General features: G+C 65.7%; 13 protein-coding genes. 5 read left to right on the top strand and 8 right to left on the bottom strand.

Annotation, left to right across the window (positions count from 1 at the left end):
• Window positions 1-4: 4 nt before the first annotated feature.
• Entirely contained in the window at window positions 5-2053 is a 2049-nt protein-coding gene (locus ASB57_RS17565; RefSeq protein ID WP_057653394.1) for a DNA/RNA non-specific endonuclease, read from the bottom strand.
• 273 nt (window positions 2054-2326) lie between these two features.
• Here ASB57_RS17565 and ASB57_RS17560 point away from each other — a divergent pair, with 273 nt between their 5' ends.
• From ASB57_RS17560 to ASB57_RS17545, 4 genes are all read left to right on the top strand, one after another.
• Window positions 2327-2854 (top strand): GbsR/MarR family transcriptional regulator, encoded by a 528-nt coding sequence (locus tag ASB57_RS17560; RefSeq protein ID WP_057653393.1) that lies wholly within the window; start codon window positions 2327-2329, stop codon window positions 2852-2854.
• Between the two features lie 86 nt (window positions 2855-2940).
• The gene (locus tag ASB57_RS17555; protein ID WP_057653392.1) at window positions 2941-4257 is read left to right on the top strand and encodes an SDR family oxidoreductase; all 1317 of its coding nucleotides are present in this window, start codon (window positions 2941-2943) and stop codon (window positions 4255-4257) included.
• Window positions 4254-4727 (top strand): DUF2269 domain-containing protein, encoded by a 474-nt coding sequence (locus ASB57_RS17550; RefSeq protein ID WP_057653391.1) that lies wholly within the window; start codon window positions 4254-4256, stop codon window positions 4725-4727. The genes ASB57_RS17555 and ASB57_RS17550 overlap by 4 nt, the downstream gene beginning before the upstream one ends.
• A gap of 141 nt (window positions 4728-4868) precedes the next feature.
• Complete coding sequence (locus tag ASB57_RS17545; protein ID WP_057653390.1) at window positions 4869-6104, top strand: MFS transporter; 1236 nt, start codon at window positions 4869-4871, stop codon at window positions 6102-6104.
• A gap of 16 nt (window positions 6105-6120) precedes the next feature.
• On the opposite strand, the gene ASB57_RS17540 is transcribed toward ASB57_RS17545, so the two are convergent.
• The 3 genes from ASB57_RS17540 to ASB57_RS17530 form a co-directional block, all read right to left on the bottom strand.
• Window positions 6121-6774, bottom strand: a complete 654-nt coding sequence (locus tag ASB57_RS17540) for a response regulator transcription factor (protein WP_057653389.1) — start codon at window positions 6772-6774, stop codon at window positions 6121-6123.
• Complete coding sequence (locus ASB57_RS17535) at window positions 6771-8054, bottom strand: PAS domain-containing sensor histidine kinase (protein ID WP_197424751.1); 1284 nt, start codon at window positions 8052-8054, stop codon at window positions 6771-6773. The genes ASB57_RS17540 and ASB57_RS17535 overlap by 4 nt, the downstream gene beginning before the upstream one ends.
• 125 nt (window positions 8055-8179) lie before the next feature.
• Window positions 8180-9004, bottom strand: a complete 825-nt coding sequence (locus ASB57_RS17530; RefSeq protein WP_057653388.1) for a universal stress protein — start codon at window positions 9002-9004, stop codon at window positions 8180-8182.
• A gap of 228 nt (window positions 9005-9232) precedes the next feature.
• Between ASB57_RS17530 and ASB57_RS17525 the strand changes: the two genes are divergently transcribed.
• The gene (locus tag ASB57_RS17525; RefSeq protein ID WP_057653387.1) at window positions 9233-9688 is read left to right on the top strand and encodes a universal stress protein; all 456 of its coding nucleotides are present in this window, start codon (window positions 9233-9235) and stop codon (window positions 9686-9688) included.
• A gap of 57 nt (window positions 9689-9745) precedes the next feature.
• On the opposite strand, the gene ASB57_RS17520 is transcribed toward ASB57_RS17525, so the two are convergent.
• The 4 genes from ASB57_RS17520 to ASB57_RS17505 are packed head-to-tail and all read right to left on the bottom strand — an operon-like array spanning window position 9746 to window position 14412.
• Window positions 9746-10642 (bottom strand): hypothetical protein, encoded by an 897-nt coding sequence (locus ASB57_RS17520; RefSeq protein WP_057653386.1) that lies wholly within the window; start codon window positions 10640-10642, stop codon window positions 9746-9748.
• Window positions 10639-12699 (bottom strand): StlD/DarB family beta-ketosynthase, encoded by a 2061-nt coding sequence (locus tag ASB57_RS17515; RefSeq protein ID WP_057653385.1) that lies wholly within the window; start codon window positions 12697-12699, stop codon window positions 10639-10641. Before ASB57_RS17515 ends, ASB57_RS17520 begins: the two co-directional genes overlap by 4 nt.
• An 8-nt stretch (window positions 12700-12707) precedes the next feature.
• Window positions 12708-13649, bottom strand: a complete 942-nt coding sequence (locus ASB57_RS17510; RefSeq protein WP_057653384.1) for a fatty acid desaturase — start codon at window positions 13647-13649, stop codon at window positions 12708-12710.
• Window positions 13636-14412, bottom strand: a complete 777-nt coding sequence (locus ASB57_RS17505) for a sterol desaturase family protein (RefSeq protein WP_057653383.1) — start codon at window positions 14410-14412, stop codon at window positions 13636-13638. Before ASB57_RS17505 ends, ASB57_RS17510 begins: the two co-directional genes overlap by 14 nt.
• Window positions 14413-14440: the final 28 nt, after the last annotated feature.

Raw genomic sequence — 14440 nt, 5'->3', positions numbered from 1 at the left:
GCGTTCATTCCAGCGGGATGTCTTCCCATCGCGTGATGGGGAGCAGGGCTTCGCCGACCACGGGCAGGTCGCCGCCCGCGGTGTCGTACTTGCGCAGCGCGCTCAAGTCCAGGCCGGTCTTGCTTTCGATGGTCGCGATGGACGCGCGGAACTGCAATACGCTGACCGTCGTGTCGCGCGGCGGCGGCGCGGAGCCGCCGTGGCGTTGCAGGGTGAGCAGGGCGGTCTGGTCGGCGATCATCGCAACCGCTTTCAGGCCAGCGGCGCCTTTCCATGCCACCACTTTCCAGAAGGCCGACGGGATCTGCACGTCGTCCGCCCACTGATCGTTGACGTCGTCGTAGACCGGCCCTTGCAATACGGTCACCGGCTTGTCCTTGCCGCTGTCGAAGATGCCTTTTTCCAGGACATAGCGTTCTATGCCCTGCCAGTATTCGATCGACTCGTTGAACTTCCAATGCTGCGGCGTGCAGTTGGTGAAGTGGAAGGTGTCGGCGTTGGCGCGGGTGGCGAACTCGCCCCAGTTCGGGTCTTCGCGGCGGGTCAGGTGGCCGCGGTCGAACAGGTTGCTCCAGCCTGAATAAAACGTTTGTCCCACGGTGTAGGACGGGTCGATGCGCGGGTCGTTGTACCAGACGTCGCCTTCCGGTTGCTCGGCAGCCGGCTGGCCGGTCTTGCGGTCGATCGACAGCCAGGTGGCGCCGTCGATGTTGGTGGCTGTGAGCAGGGCGAAGCGGCGCGCCTTGTGCATCAGGATGCTGAAATTCTCGTAGCGCAGTTCGCCGGACGTCGTGGCTTTGCCGATTGCCTTGGCGGTTTTCGCGGCGCTGGCCTTGCTTGCTGCCTTCGTGCTGGTCTTGGAGCTCGCCTTGGCCCGCTCGCCCGCAGAGGTGCCCGCCGCGGCTGCGTCGGCCCGCAATGGGGCGATGACGGCCTGGCGCGGGGCGGCGATCTTGGCCAGATCCAGTTTCAGGCCCGGCACGAACTTGCCGTCGAAGCCGTTGCGGTTGCTGTAGTCGGTGTCGACGATGGCGCGCTCGGGCAGGCGCTTGAGGGTCTTGGGTGCCGTAGCGGGAAGCACTTGCGCCTCGGCCGCGAGGGCCGCCACGGGTGTACGCCGTTCCAGTTGTTTACCGGTTGCCGGCACGGGATCTACCCACAGAGCCAGTGCCGTGTTTAGCAGGGCGGCCGCATCTACGTCCAGCTGAGGCAGACGGTCCTGCAGATCCTGGTAGATGCTGCTGATACGAACGCCCTCGTTGACCTGCGTGGTGTCCGCGGCCGGCGCTGACGGCGCGCCGTAGTGATGCAGCGCCACCACATCCCATTGATCGTTGTACACCGGTGCTCCGGAGGACCCGAAGTCCGTGTCGGTCTCGTACAGCAGGCGGGTATCAGTGCGTGCCGTCAGCAGGTTGTTGCGGATGGCGATGGTCTTGGGCATGCCTTCCGGATGCTGGATGATGTTGACGTTCATCCCCTTGCGGTGGCGGTCGGGTGTGAAGCTGATGGGGCAGTAGCCCAGTTCGTCCACCGTCGCGTCGCCCTGCACACGTTCGCCCAGCGCGACCACCGCATAGTCCAGGTCCTGTTCATCCGAGAACACGGCGCAGCGTTCCGGAGCCAGCCTGAAAATCGTGCGCGGACGGGGCAGGCCGTGTTCGTCCAGTTCATCGTCGAAGATCACCGTCGCCTGGCTGGCGGCCTGGGCATCGGCCAGCACGTGCTGGTTGGTGATGAACAAGGTCGGGCTGATAAGAAAGCCCGTACCGGAGAGCGACGAGGCCGGCGTTTGCAGCAGCACCCGTCCCACTGCCCGGCGCGCGGTGGCGCCTTGTGGCAGGAAGGCCGCGGGTTGGAAGTCATTGGTGCCGCGCACGGCTTCGGCCAGGCCGGACTCACGCCTGACGCGCGCGTCGAAGGCCACGCAGCGCGTGGTGTCGTTGTCTGCCTTGCGCCAGTCGCCCGCGGCCACCAGGGACCGTGTGTGCCCGCGCTCGTCGCGGGTCGCGGCGATCCGCCGCAGGATGTCGCTGATGGTGTCCGAACGCATGGAGTCTCCTGCCTGAGATGCGCAACGATGTTCAAGCGAACGCGTGACAAGTGGGTGACATTCATCTTTCCTTGCAAATGCAAAGAAGTAGGCGGCGCAGCCGAGCCAAGGGCCATGCCGCTCAGGCCTCAATGCGACGGCCGTGGTCGTCGCATTACCTCCGCGACCAGGCATTGGGGCGGCGCTCGCGCCGCCCCGACCCACAAACAGTCTCCCAAAATTTCTCTTATTTCTGTCTTGACAGAAATTAATGAAAAAATTAAAGTCCCCAACATGAAACTCACCCCCGTCTCCGAACGATTCATCCTCCACTGGGGCGAAATGGGCTCCCGCTGGGGCGTCAATCGCACGGTCGCGCAGATCCACGCCTTGCTGTATCTGCTGGGCCGCCCGGTGCCGGCGGACGAGATCGCCGATACCCTGGGCGTGGCACGCTCCAATGTCAGCACCAGCCTGAAAGAACTGCAAGCCTGGCGACTGGCCAAGGTGGTCCATGTGATGGGAGACCGCCGTGACCATTTCGAGACCTCGACGGACGTCTGGGAATTGTTCAAGCTGATCGTCGAAGGACGGCGCCAACGCGAGATCGATCCCACACTGACCGTGCTGCGCGACAGCCTGGCCAGTCCGCAGATCGAAGACGAGGACGCCGCCGCCCAGCAACGCATCCGCGACACCCTGGTCTTCCTGGAAACCTTGACGACCTGGACCGACGAGATGCTGCGCATGAAGCCCGATACGCTGATGAAGACGCTGGGCGTGGGGGCGAAGATCAGCCGGGTGGTGCGACGCACGAAATAAACACGTGGCGGACGGAACATGTCGTCCGCTTTTTTTTGCCCTCCTATTTCTGTCTATACAGAAATAACAGTAAAGATAGGGTTGCCATGATCGAAGATTCGGTGAAAGCGCAAGGCAGCAAGGACAGCGTTCTACCCCCGACGGGCCTGAACATACTGGTCTGCGGCGCGCGCGGTTTCGTCGGCAGCGCGCTGTGCGAGGCCCTGGTGCGCGCCGGCCATAAGGTGATCAAGGGCGTGAGAAACCCCAGCCACGTCGACGAGATCGCCATCGACTACGCCCGCGATACCGATCCCGCCGATTGGACCGCGCGCCTGCAAGGCATCGATGTCGTCATCAACGCCGTGGGCATCCTCATCGAGGGCAAGAACCAGACCTTCGACCTGTTGCACCGGCGCGCCCCCATCGCCCTGTTCGACGCAAGCGCCAAGGCAGGCGTGCGGCGCATCGTGCAGATTTCCGCGCTGGGCGCGCAGACCGGCACCAGCGCGTACTTCCGCAGCAAACTTGCCGCGGACGAACATCTGCGCGCCTTGCCTGTCGCTCACCATATCCTGCGGCCCGCCCTGGTGTATGGAATGGCCGGCGCATCGTCGCGTGCCTTCCGCAACCTGGCGACGCTGCCCGCGCATCCGCTGCCGGCCGGCGGCCATCAACCGCTGCGGCCCATCCACGTCGATGAACTGGCCGAGATCGTCGTGACCCTGCTGCGGTCAGAGCGCCGTGACGACCAGCCCCTGGACCTGGTGGGGGGCAGGGAAGTGACGTATCGCGGCATGCTCGCCACCTATCGCGCCGCGCTGGGCTTCCCCCCCGCATGGGGCATCCCGATTCCGGCGCCGCTCATGGCAGCGAGTGCCGCGCTGCTGAATCGCGTGCCCGGATCCATGCTCACCCGCGATACCTGGCGCATGCTGGCGGCGGGCAATACCGCTGACGTCGCGGTCACCGCGAGCGTCTTGGGACGCACGCCCGCCGCCATCGACACCTTCATCCGGCCGCAAGAGGCCCCCATGCTGCGCGCGCAGGCGCTGGCCAACTGGCGCACGCCTTTGCTGCGGGGCGCGCTGGCCTTCACCTGGATAGCCACCGCGATCTGCAGCGCCTTCATCTACCCCCAGGCGGCCAGCCTGGAGCTGCTGGCGCGCGTGCATCTGCACGGCACCCTGGCGCTGCTGGTGTTGTACCTGGCGTCGGCCCTGGACCTGGTCCTGGGCCTGGCCACCCTGCTGCGGCCCGGCCGGCGGCTGTGGGCGGCGCAGGGCGCGCTGATCCTGGGTTACTCGGTACTTATCGCCATCGCCTTGCCTGAGTACCTGTGGCATCCCTTCGGTCCGATTCTCAAGAATGTGCCCATTCTGGCGCTGTTGTTCATTTTGCTTAGCGAGGAGGAAAGATCATGAACGCCTATCTGGTGGTGAAGGCTTTGCATATCCTGTCGTCGGTTCTGATGGTGGGTACCGGTTTCGGGACGGCGTTCTATCTCTTCTTCACCAACCGCACCCGCAACGTGGCATCCATCGCGACGGTCGCGCGACTGGTCGTCCGGGCCGACCTGTGGTTCACCACGCCGGCCGTGATCTTCCAACCCCTGTCGGGCCTGTGGCTGGCGCACAGCGTCGGCTGGTCCTGGGATACCCCCTGGATCCTGCTGTCCATCGTCTTGTACGTCCTGGCCGGCGTATGCTGGCTGCCGGTGGTCTGGCTGCAGGCCGAGATGGCGAAGATGGCGGCCACGGCGCATGCCGACGGCGCCACGGCCTTGCCGGCCCGTTACTGGCGCTACGCGCTGTGGTGGGAGCGCCTGGGGTACCCCGCGTTCATCGCCATGGTTGTCGTGTACTTCGTGATGGTCCTCAAGCCGGCGCTGTGATGGCTATCGCATCCCAAACTGGTTAAGATGGCCGCAAAGAACGTGAGCAAGATTCCCCCAATGCGGTGAACTGTCGCGCGTCGACGCGAACCGCTGAACGTCAAGTCCTGCTTGAGGAGACACAAGCGTGAGAAGACTATCGTGACGGCGGTGGCTCCCCCTTTGTCCGAACCGGCCGTCCGGCCGTTCGCCATCCCGAATTACCGGCGGCAGTGGGCCGCGGACCTCAGCACTTCTTGCGCATTCGAAATCGAAACGCTGGCCCTGGCCTGGTACGTCCTGGTTGAAACGGGGTCGGTGGTGCTGATGGCCGCCATCGCGTCCTTGCAGTACCTGGGCACCCTGATATCCCCGGTGCTGGGCGCGCTGAGCGACCGCCATGGCCAACGCAACGCCATGCTGGCGATGCGCCTGTTCTACGCCGTCGTGGCCGCCATGCTGCTGTTGTTCGCCCAGATGCACTGGCTGACACCGTATCTGGCCCTGGGCTTCGCCACGCTCAGCGGCCTGATCCGGCCATCGGACATGGGCATGCGCAATGTCGTGACCAGCGGCATCGTGCCGGGCTATCTGATGTTGCCCGCCATCGGCCTGTCGCGCCTGACCGTGGACCTGGCGCGAATGGGCGGGGCGCTGACGGGCGCCGCATTGATGGCCACCCTGGGCCTGGCATGGGCGTATGTCATCGTGGTGGGGCTATACGCCACCGCGGCCCTGCTGACGTCGCGCCTGAGCCTGGAGCGGCCGGGCCTGCATCCGGGCGGCACGACGGTATTCGGCCAGTTCCAGGCGGCGCTGCGCTCCGTTCGGGGAACGCCGGCGCAGACCGCCACGATGATCATGGCGTTCCTGGTGAACTTCTCGGCATTTCCTTTCGTGACCGGGCTGCTGCCTTATGTCGCCAAGGATCGCTTCGGCATGGACGAATACGGCTTGGGGATGTTGATCTGCATCACCGCGACCGGCAGCGTGACGTCGTCCATTCTGCTGTCGCGGCTGCGCCTGGCGCATCCCGCCATGACCATGTTGTGCTTCAGCTTCATCTGGCATGGCCTGAACATCGCGTTCGGGGCCACCAGCTGGCTGCCGCTGGCCTTCGTGCTTATCTTCCTTGCCGGTGTGGCGCAGAACCTCTGCATGATCCCGATGGCGGCCTTCCTGCTCGGTAATGTCGCGCCGGCGGTGCGGGGCAGCGTGATGGGCCTGCGATCGATGGCGATCTATGGGCTGCCGCTGGGGCTGATGCTGGCCGGACTCATCCTCAATCACGGCGCGGCGTTCTGGCTGGTCGCCCTGGCCTTCGGCCTGGGCGGCATCTCAGTCACGTCGATGGTGTGGCTCAAGTACCGGTCGGTGCTGGGGGCCGGCGCGAAATAATCGGCCGGGCGAGCCGCTATTCGACGCTTTCGCCGGTCTCGTCCAGCAGCCGATGCTTGATGGCGTAGTGGATCAGCTCCGCCTGATTGTTGATGCGCATCTTCTGCTGGACCCGCGTCTTGTACGTGCTGATGGTCTTGCCGCTGATGCAAAGCAGGGCGGCGATTTCGCCGATGGTGCGGCCCATGGCCAGATGGCGGAACACCGAATACTCGCGATCGGACAACTGCTGGTGGGGCAGGGCGGTGGCCTCGGGTTGGAAGTCGCGCGCGATTTTTTCGGCGATATCCATGTTCAGGTAAACGCCGCCCGCGGCCACCTTGCGCACCGCCGCCACCAGTTCCGCGGCGGCGCTTTCCTTGGTCAGGTAGCCGGACGCGCCTGCCTTCAGCGCGCGCACCGCGTATTGCTGTTCGCCGTGCATGGTGAGTACCAGGATGGGCAGGCGCGGGAATTCATCCTTGATCTGGCGTATCAGTTCGACGCCGCTGCGGCCCGGCATGGACAGGTCCAGCAGCAGCACGTCCCATTCGCCCTGGCGCAGCAGGGTCAAGGCCTCGGCGCCGTTGGAGGCCTCGCCCCCGACCGCCAGGCCCTCGGCCATTCCCAGGATCTGTTTCAACCCTTCCCGGACCAGGGTGTGATCGTCGGCAAGCAGAATGCGCGTCATGATGTCTCTTCGGCTGTCTGGGAGGTGATGGGCACGACAGCGACCAGATGGAAGCCTTGCCCGGGCTCGCTGTTCAGAGCGAGGGTGCCGCCCAACAGGCGCACGCGCTCGCGGATGCCCAGCAAACCGAAGGATTCCGTCTTGGCCATTTGCGTGGCGGTTGCGCCGACGCCGTTGTCGCGAATATCGATGCGGCAGTGTTGCGGATCGCAGTCGAGCCGCAGCGTGATGCGGGTGGCGCCGGCATGGCGCGCGGTGTTGGTGAACGCTTCCTGGACGATGCGAAATATCGCTGTGGTGAGTTCATGGCCCAACTCTATCTGTTCGCCGGTGGTTTGAACATCCGTCGAAATAGCGTAGCGCTCGCTGAAGTCCTGGGCCAGCCATTCGACCGCCGCGAAAAGTCCCAGGTCATCCAACATGACTGGCCGCAAGTTGGAGGCGATGCGCCGCACCGAGCCCACGGTGGCGTTGATCAGGGCATGCAGCGATGCGGTCTGCGTGCGCGCCGACGTCGCATCGGCCGGCAGCATGCCTTCCAGCAGGGACAGGCCCATCTTCATGGCGGTCAGGCTTTGGCCCAGGTCGTCGTGCAGTTCGCGCGCGATATGGGTCTTTTCCTCTTCGCGGATGTTCTGGATGGCGGTCGACAGGCGGGTCAGCTCATTGCGCGACACTTCCAGTTCGCGATTGGCCCGCTCGCGTTCGGTGACGTCGCGCAATTGCACGGTGTACAGCTTGCCGTGTTCGTCCTCCCATTGCGAAATGGAGGCTTCGAGGGGAAATTCCTCGCCATTGGCGCGCAGGCCCGTGACCTTGCGGTCGCCGCCCATCTGCCGTTCCGACACGCCGGTACGGCCGAAGCGCGCCAGATCCTGCGGGTGCGTATGGCGGAAGCGGCGCGGGATGAAGCGATTGAGCGACGTGCCGATGGCTTCGGTGGCGGGGCACAGGAAGATGCGCTCGGCGGCGGGATTGAAAATGATGATGGTCTGGGAGGCATCCACCGTAATGATGGCCTCCATGGCGGATTGGATGATGCCGTAGAGGCGCGTCTCGCTGGGGCCCGCCGGGCGGGGCGTGGCGCCGGCGGCGGAATGCGCCACGGCAGGCGCGGCGGTGGCCGACTGGGGCGTGGCTGCCGCGGCAGCGGTCGCCGGCGCAGGGTGCCCGGTTGCCGGGCCCTTGGACGCGGGCCGGCGCTGCAGCACGCGCGCGGCGGCGAAACCCAGGGCGATACAGGCTAAAGCAAGCAGTAGCGACGGCAGGACCGATGGCATGGCGTAGGAATGGAAGGCAATAAAGCGTGGCGCCGTGGCGTGGCGCGGCGCGCGTCCAAAGTATACGTCGGGGCCCGGCGGGGAGCGATAGCCGGGACGGCGCGGGGCGACATGGCAGGCTGGGGTCAGTGCGACAGGAGCACAGGCACGGTGGTCGCGCGCAATACCGCGCTGCACGCGCCGCCCATGACCCATTCGCGCAAGCGGTGATGGCCGTAGGCGCCCATGATCAAAAGGTCGCTGCCGCGCTCGTCGGCGCATTCCAGGATGATCCGGCCGACTTCGTTCTGATGGCCGTCGCGCAGCACTCGCTGGGGAGCCGGATAGCCGTGCGCGGCGAAGTAATCGTGCAGATCGTCCCGGTTGGCGGGGGTGACGGGCCGGGAGGTCACCGACAGCACCAGCACTTCAGCGGCGCGCCGCAGGACGGGGTCGCTGTCGGCCAGCGTGCGCGCGGCCTCGCGGCCCTGGTCCCAGCAGAACATGACGTTGCGGCCCAGCGGCGGCAGGTCGCCGCCCGTCGGGATGATCAATACCGGCCGGCCCAGGGTCATGATGATGGACTCGGTGAAGTACGGGGTGACCACGCTTTCCGGGTCGTCCTCGCCGGATTGGCCCAGCACCAGCAGGTCACAGGTGCGCGCATGGCGGGCCAGCGCTTCCGCGGGCGAGCCTTCGGGAGCGCGCCATTGGACGGGCACGTCGACCTCGCGGGCGGCCTGCAGCAGCAGCCCGTGCGCGGCCTTGCGATTGTCCGTCAGGCGGCGTTGCAGCACGGCGTAGACGTCGTCCGGAACGATACCTTCGTCGTAGGCATACTGCGGCGGCAGGTAGCTGGTGTAGATGCCGACCAGGGCGGCCTGATGGTCGCGGGCGACCTGAGCCGCGGCCCGCACGCGGCGCGTGCACGCGGCGTCGTCATCGAGGTGGACGGCGATGCGCTTGAACATGGGCAACCCCAGCAATCATGAAATCCCAGCCCGCATCGTAGGGGCGGGGCGCCGGCCGCATATTGACGTGGCTCAAAGGGGCCGCGGGTGGCTTTTGCTTATTCGTTTTGCTTATTTCCGGGCGAGGGTAAAGTGTGGACGTGAGGGGGAATTTGATCCAGGTCATGGCGTCCAGGCGGCGCACGCCAGATCATGGTTGCATCAGCGTCGACCCTAGGAGAGTCATTCATGTATCGCAAAATTCTGGTCGCCCTCGACGGCAGTGACGTGGCCCAGGCCGCTTTCGAGCATGCCCTGCACCTGGGCAGCACGGAAAAGGCGGAAGTGGTGCCGGTCTATATCGTCGAATACTCCAGCGCCTATTACACGTCCGCCGTCTATGGCGTGACGCCCTTCCGCGACGCCATGACCGAGGAAGCCAACAAGGTCGTGGCCGCCGCCAACGAACGCCTGGCCGCCGCCGGCGTGCGCGGCAAGGCGCGTTTCATCGACAAGGAAGGCATCACCCAGACCATCGCCCAGCAATTGCAGGAAACCGCGGTGGAAGAGGGCGCCGACCTGGTGGTGCTGGGCACCCACGGCCGCCGTGGCTTCCAGCGCATGGTGCTGGGCAGCGTCGCCGAGGCGTTCCTGCGGCTGTCGACGACGCCGGTGCTGCTGGTGCCGGCCAAGGCTGCTGCCTGAGCGCAGCGTCGCCGGCTGGGCGAAATCCCGCCGGCTGCGGCTATGCCTGGGGGCCGATCAGGCGATCGGCGCCGGTGCCGTGCCGCCCTCCTGGGCGGCTTTCAATTCCATCAGCAGGCTGTGCAGCATCTCGGTGGACAGGCCGTGCAGCACCAGGCGATAGCCCGCCCGCAAGGTGGACATGGGCACCAGCGGATGGTTGTTGTTGACCAGGATCAGATGCTGCGGCGCGCCCAGCAGCTTGGCGGCGTAGATGCCTATGGTCTCGTCCAGCTGCAGCGAGTTGGCGGCGCGCCAGAAATCATTGTCGGTCAGCATCAGCTGGTAGAGCGGCGTGAACAGCTCGATCGCGCTTTGCAGATCGAGGAAATTCATGCGCCGCTGCGGCAGGTCCTCCAGCCGCAGCCCGGGATCGCGCACCATGGAGTAGTCGACCTGCGCCGGCGCGTGCATCTCGGCGCCCGCGTCGCGCAAGGCCTGGTTCAGGCGGATCACGAAATTGAACAGATTGAGGTCGTGCTTGACGAAGAGATCGTCCTTCAGGTCCTCGATCTTGCGCGGCTCCAGCGGCGTGGTGGTGATGGGAACGGGGGAGTTGGCCGCGATGAAGGACAGGATCTGCGCGCCCAGGTGGAAGTGCCGCAGGATCAGCCAGTTGGCCTCGGGCGAGACGAAGCGCTCCAGACCCCAGGCCAGGATGCGGTGCAGCAGCCGCGAATGCGACCAGCGCTTGGGCAGCACGGTCTTCAGCACCTGGATGACGATGATGAAGGCCCGCGCCAGTGGGCGCAGGAAGGGCAGCAGGTACTGACGCGAGCGGCTGCTGGAATCGGTCAGCCAGGCCTTCTTGACGCCGTCGGGCAAGGGAGTGCTGCGGTCCAGGTAGAGGGCCAGCCAGGGGTTGGGGTCGGCGGGGTCATGGCCGTTGGCAAGGAAGTCCGGTTCCTGGTTCATGCTGCGGTGTCCTTCGTTGCGCGGTTGCCGATGCTGTCTTCGGGGCGATCTTCGGGTTGATCCTGGGGATCCTCTTCCATGACGTACTGGAACTGCATCAGGTACAGCGCTGCCGTCCTGCGCGCCGTATCGACGATGTGCCGTTCCGCCTTGCCGCTGTCGTCGCAATCCAGCGCCAGTTCCACCGCGGCCAGCCAGCGTTCCAGATGGTGCTCGTCATTGTGCCCATGGTATTCGAGGAAGCGGAAGGCGTCGGGCGGCAAGGACAGGCTGGCCTTCAGCAAGGGCAGCAAGGCCGGCACGATGCGCTGGCCGGTGCCTTCGATGATGTAGATGGCGCCCAGCAGGCCGATCGGGTCGCGCGTGGCGGCCAGGCCGTGCAGATAGGCATTGAGCGCCTCGCCGCCGGGATTGCGGCGCAGGGCATCGATGTCCTCCACCGTGCCGCCGGCCTTGCGGTAGTCCTCGAACAGGATCTGGAAGTCGTTCTGCTCCTCGCCGGCATGGGTGTCGATGAGCGCGGCCAGGGGCTGGTAGTCGGGGCCCAGCGAGGCCGCGCCTTCCCGCATCCACTTGCTGCCTTCGCGCACCTGGGGAATCCAGTTGGCCATCCAGTTGACGTAGTCGGCCTTCTTGAAACGCCGGTCGCGCAAGTGGCGGATGACCGGGGTGCGCCAGACGCGGGAACGATAGTCATGCCAGATCGACGCCAGTTCCGTCAGCAGCGGGCCCAGGCCTGCCGGCGCCTGCTCGGGGTCGTGCGGCGGAGCGATCTGCTCGGCGGCGGCCGAGGCACGGTGGCCCATGTCGGGCCCGCGCCCGGCGCCCCTGTCGGCCTGCGTGCGTGCGGCGGCGCCGGCCACGGGCGTCGCCACCTCCTGCTGGACGCCGGAGCGCGCGTGCTGCCCGGACACGCCCCCCTCCGCCGCTTCTACTTCCCACAACATATACGCCGTGGTGAAGCGTCCGGATTCCGGGATATAGCAAAGAATCTGCTCACCTGGCCGCAGCGTGCGTGTTTCCAGAAACTCGGCAAGCATGATCAGGATGGACGCCGCGCCGGTGTTACCGCGCCACGCCAGGTTGCTGAACCAGCGTTCGCGCGCGATCGCCAGGCCGGCCTTGTCCAGCAGGTCTTCCACCACCGGAATGAATTTCTCGGACGAGTAATGGCACAGGAAGTGATCGATACGTTGCGGGTCGACCCAGCCGTCGCGCACCAGCCCGGCATATTCATGGATGCCGATGTCGAACAGATGCGGCAGCAGGCGAATGTCCTGGCGCAGCGACAGGGCGCCGTCGGTTTCGGCATCGGTCCAGGACGGATAGTCCAGGTGCCCGCGGGTACGGTCCGCCGTCAGGCCCAGCTGCATGCAGAGGGGATAGTCGCCGGAGAACGCCCGTTGGTGCACCCATTTCAGGCGCATCCGCACGCCCTGTGTCGCCCCGGGCAAGGCGCGCCGGCCCTGGCCCAGCACCACCGCGCCGGCGCCGTCCGACAGCATCCAGCGCAGGAAATGTGCATCGAAATCCGCGTCATAGCCCTGCGCGGCGTAGCGTGAGCGCTTGAACAGGCGCGAGGGCATTTCACTGGCCACGGCCAGGGCGCTGGCATGGCCGCCCAGTTCCACCGCCTGCGCCGCGGCCTGGATCGCCGCGACACCGGCGGCGCAGATGCCGTGCAAGGACAGGGCCTCCATGGGCGGCGCCGCCAGCTCGCCCTGGATCATGTTGGCGAAGCCGGGCATCAAGGTGTCGCCGCCGGAAGACCCGCTGGCCAGCAGCGTAAGCTCGTCGAGCGGGATGTCGTTGCGCCGCAGGCAGTCGCGGATCGCGCCGGCCGCCAATTGCGCGTTGGTCAGTGTGGTGCCGCCGTCCGCGTCGATCGCGTAATAGCGTTGCTTGATGCCGTTCTCGGCCAGGATGCGCTGCTTGATGCGGCCGGAGATTCGATTCAAGGGCGCGATGTAGCGGTCCATTTCCTCGTTGGACACGGGGCTGCCCGGCATGAAATAGCCGGCGCTTTCCAGGTAGACACGCTGAAACGGGGTAGGCATGGAATCCTCTACGTGGGAATGCGGGTGTCCTGGCGGACGTGATCGGTGCCGGACGCCATCTGCGGTTGGGTGCGAAAGCGCGCGCTGACGCTACCCAGGATGAAGACACGGAACATATAAGGAAGCAGTCCGCCTTCATTTAACGCGGCGGGCACGCGCGCCCGGTAGCACTCGCGATGCAGGCGGGTCAATTCGGACCAATGGGCGCGCGAGTGTTCATGGTGCGCCGTATGCAGGCCGATATTGAAAAGCAGGGGATTGAGCAGACCTTCGAAGTTGCGCGCGTAGCTCAATGTACGGCCTCGTTGCGGACCGCCGTCGGCATGCGCGTGTTGCAGGTAATTGGTGGCCAGCAGCCAATGTAGTCCATGCAGCTGCGGCACGATCACGTAGATCAGGGCCTTGGCGGGATTGAGCGCCAGCATGCCGCCCCAGAGCCCCAGCCACGCAAGGTACTGCGCCATGCAGTAGCGCCAGGCGCCCGTATGGTGCCGCCGGAGCCGGCCGAGCCAGGCGACGAACAGCGGGTACAGCACCCATGCCGCCTGCAGCGGATGAATCAGGTAACCCCATAGATGGTTGGTGTCGCCGCCGAAGCGGTACGTGCGCGCGGCATCCTGCGGTCCGTGCCGGTGGCGGTGATGGTTCGCCACGTGGGCCGGATAGAACACGAACGTGGGATGGCCTTGCAGCAGCGTGATCCAGAAATCCGTAACGCGATTGGCCCGGCGCCCGTGCCACATCCGCAAGTGGGTGTGGTTGTGATGGATCACGCCGATGCCCAGGGTCAGGAACAGCATCAAGGCGTATAGCGGCCACCAGAAGCCGTGCCACCACTGCCACGCCGCCAGGGCCGGCAAGGCGATCAGGTAGGCCAGGCTCTGAAGATCGCGGCAATGGCGCAGCGCTGGCCAGCGACCTCGTCGGGGGCGCGCGCTAGGCGTGGGCATCGCGCTTTTCCCGCTGGCCATAGGCATCCAGTTGCCGCGCGGCGGCGTCGGCGGTCAGTCGCGTACGGAACAGGCGATCCATGAACGTGAACTGGAAGCCGTAGTTGCCGTGATAGCAGGCATGGTGCAGATGGTGGCGCCGGCTGGCGGCGAACCAGTGGGCATAGGACACGCGCGGGAAGAAGTCGTAGTTGGCGTGGCCGATGCAGTTGAAGAAGAGGCTGAACAGGGGCACCGACAGCAGCGACCAGAAGCTGAAATCGTGCAACACCATGGGCAGCATGATGACATTGCCCAACATCGCGGCCTCGATGGGATGGAAACTGTAGGTCGAGAAGGGCGTGGTGACGATGGACCGATGATGCGGCAGATGGAAACGGCGCAGCGGCCGGGTGTGCAGCAGACGGTGGTTGATCCAGAAATGGATGTCGTTCCAGGCCAGCAGGACCAGGATTTCCAGCACGATGCGGGTGGCGCTGGCGTTCGGTGCCAGGTGCGCCCAGCCCAGCTGCAGCAATCCCCAGGGAAAGATCATCCCGGTACCGAACAGCAGGATGGAGATGCCGGATTGCGCCAGTTCGCGCCGCAGTTGCCCTGGGGCCAGCGGGCGCGGGTCCAGCACGCGGCCCACGCCAAGCGCGGGCAGGATGCGATGAGTCAGCAGCCAGGTGGCCGCGCCGAACAACAGGTAGATGCCGCCGAAGAACAGCAGCCCCGCCAGCATGACCTGCCAGGCGGACAAAGCGAGAAACGCCTGTGCCATGAATCTTTTTTTTCACTGCGGACAGGCG

The sequence above is a fragment of the Bordetella sp. N genome, assembly GCF_001433395.1.
GTDB lineage: Bacteria > Pseudomonadota > Gammaproteobacteria > Burkholderiales > Burkholderiaceae_B > Bordetella_C.
Note: the sequence above shows the minus strand (reverse complement) of the source record. Positions and strands in the feature narration are given on the sequence as shown.

What these genes read in the sequence shown, in the direction of transcription:
- ASB57_RS17565 (WP_057653394.1), bottom strand. Translation starts at nt 2,053, where the DNA reads ATGCGTTCGGACACCATCAGCGACATCCTGCGGCGGATCGCCGCGACC.
- ASB57_RS17560 (WP_057653393.1), top strand. Translation starts at nt 2,327, where the DNA reads ATGAAACTCACCCCCGTCTCCGAACGATTCATCCTCCACTGGGGCGAA.
- ASB57_RS17555 (WP_057653392.1), top strand. Translation starts at nt 2,941, where the DNA reads ATGATCGAAGATTCGGTGAAAGCGCAAGGCAGCAAGGACAGCGTTCTA.
- ASB57_RS17550 (WP_057653391.1), top strand. Translation starts at nt 4,254, where the DNA reads ATGAACGCCTATCTGGTGGTGAAGGCTTTGCATATCCTGTCGTCGGTT.
- ASB57_RS17540 (WP_057653389.1), bottom strand. Translation starts at nt 6,774, where the DNA reads ATGACGCGCATTCTGCTTGCCGACGATCACACCCTGGTCCGGGAAGGG.
- ASB57_RS17535 (WP_197424751.1), bottom strand. Translation starts at nt 8,054, where the DNA reads ATGCCATCGGTCCTGCCGTCGCTACTGCTTGCTTTAGCCTGTATCGCC.
- ASB57_RS17530 (WP_057653388.1), bottom strand. Translation starts at nt 9,004, where the DNA reads ATGTTCAAGCGCATCGCCGTCCACCTCGATGACGACGCCGCGTGCACG.
- ASB57_RS17525 (WP_057653387.1), top strand. Translation starts at nt 9,233, where the DNA reads ATGTATCGCAAAATTCTGGTCGCCCTCGACGGCAGTGACGTGGCCCAG.
- ASB57_RS17520 (WP_057653386.1), bottom strand. Translation starts at nt 10,642, where the DNA reads ATGAACCAGGAACCGGACTTCCTTGCCAACGGCCATGACCCCGCCGAC.
- ASB57_RS17515 (WP_057653385.1), bottom strand. Translation starts at nt 12,699, where the DNA reads ATGCCTACCCCGTTTCAGCGTGTCTACCTGGAAAGCGCCGGCTATTTC.
- ASB57_RS17510 (WP_057653384.1), bottom strand. Translation starts at nt 13,649, where the DNA reads ATGCCCACGCCTAGCGCGCGCCCCCGACGAGGTCGCTGGCCAGCGCTG.
- ASB57_RS17505 (WP_057653383.1), bottom strand. Translation starts at nt 14,412, where the DNA reads ATGGCACAGGCGTTTCTCGCTTTGTCCGCCTGGCAGGTCATGCTGGCG.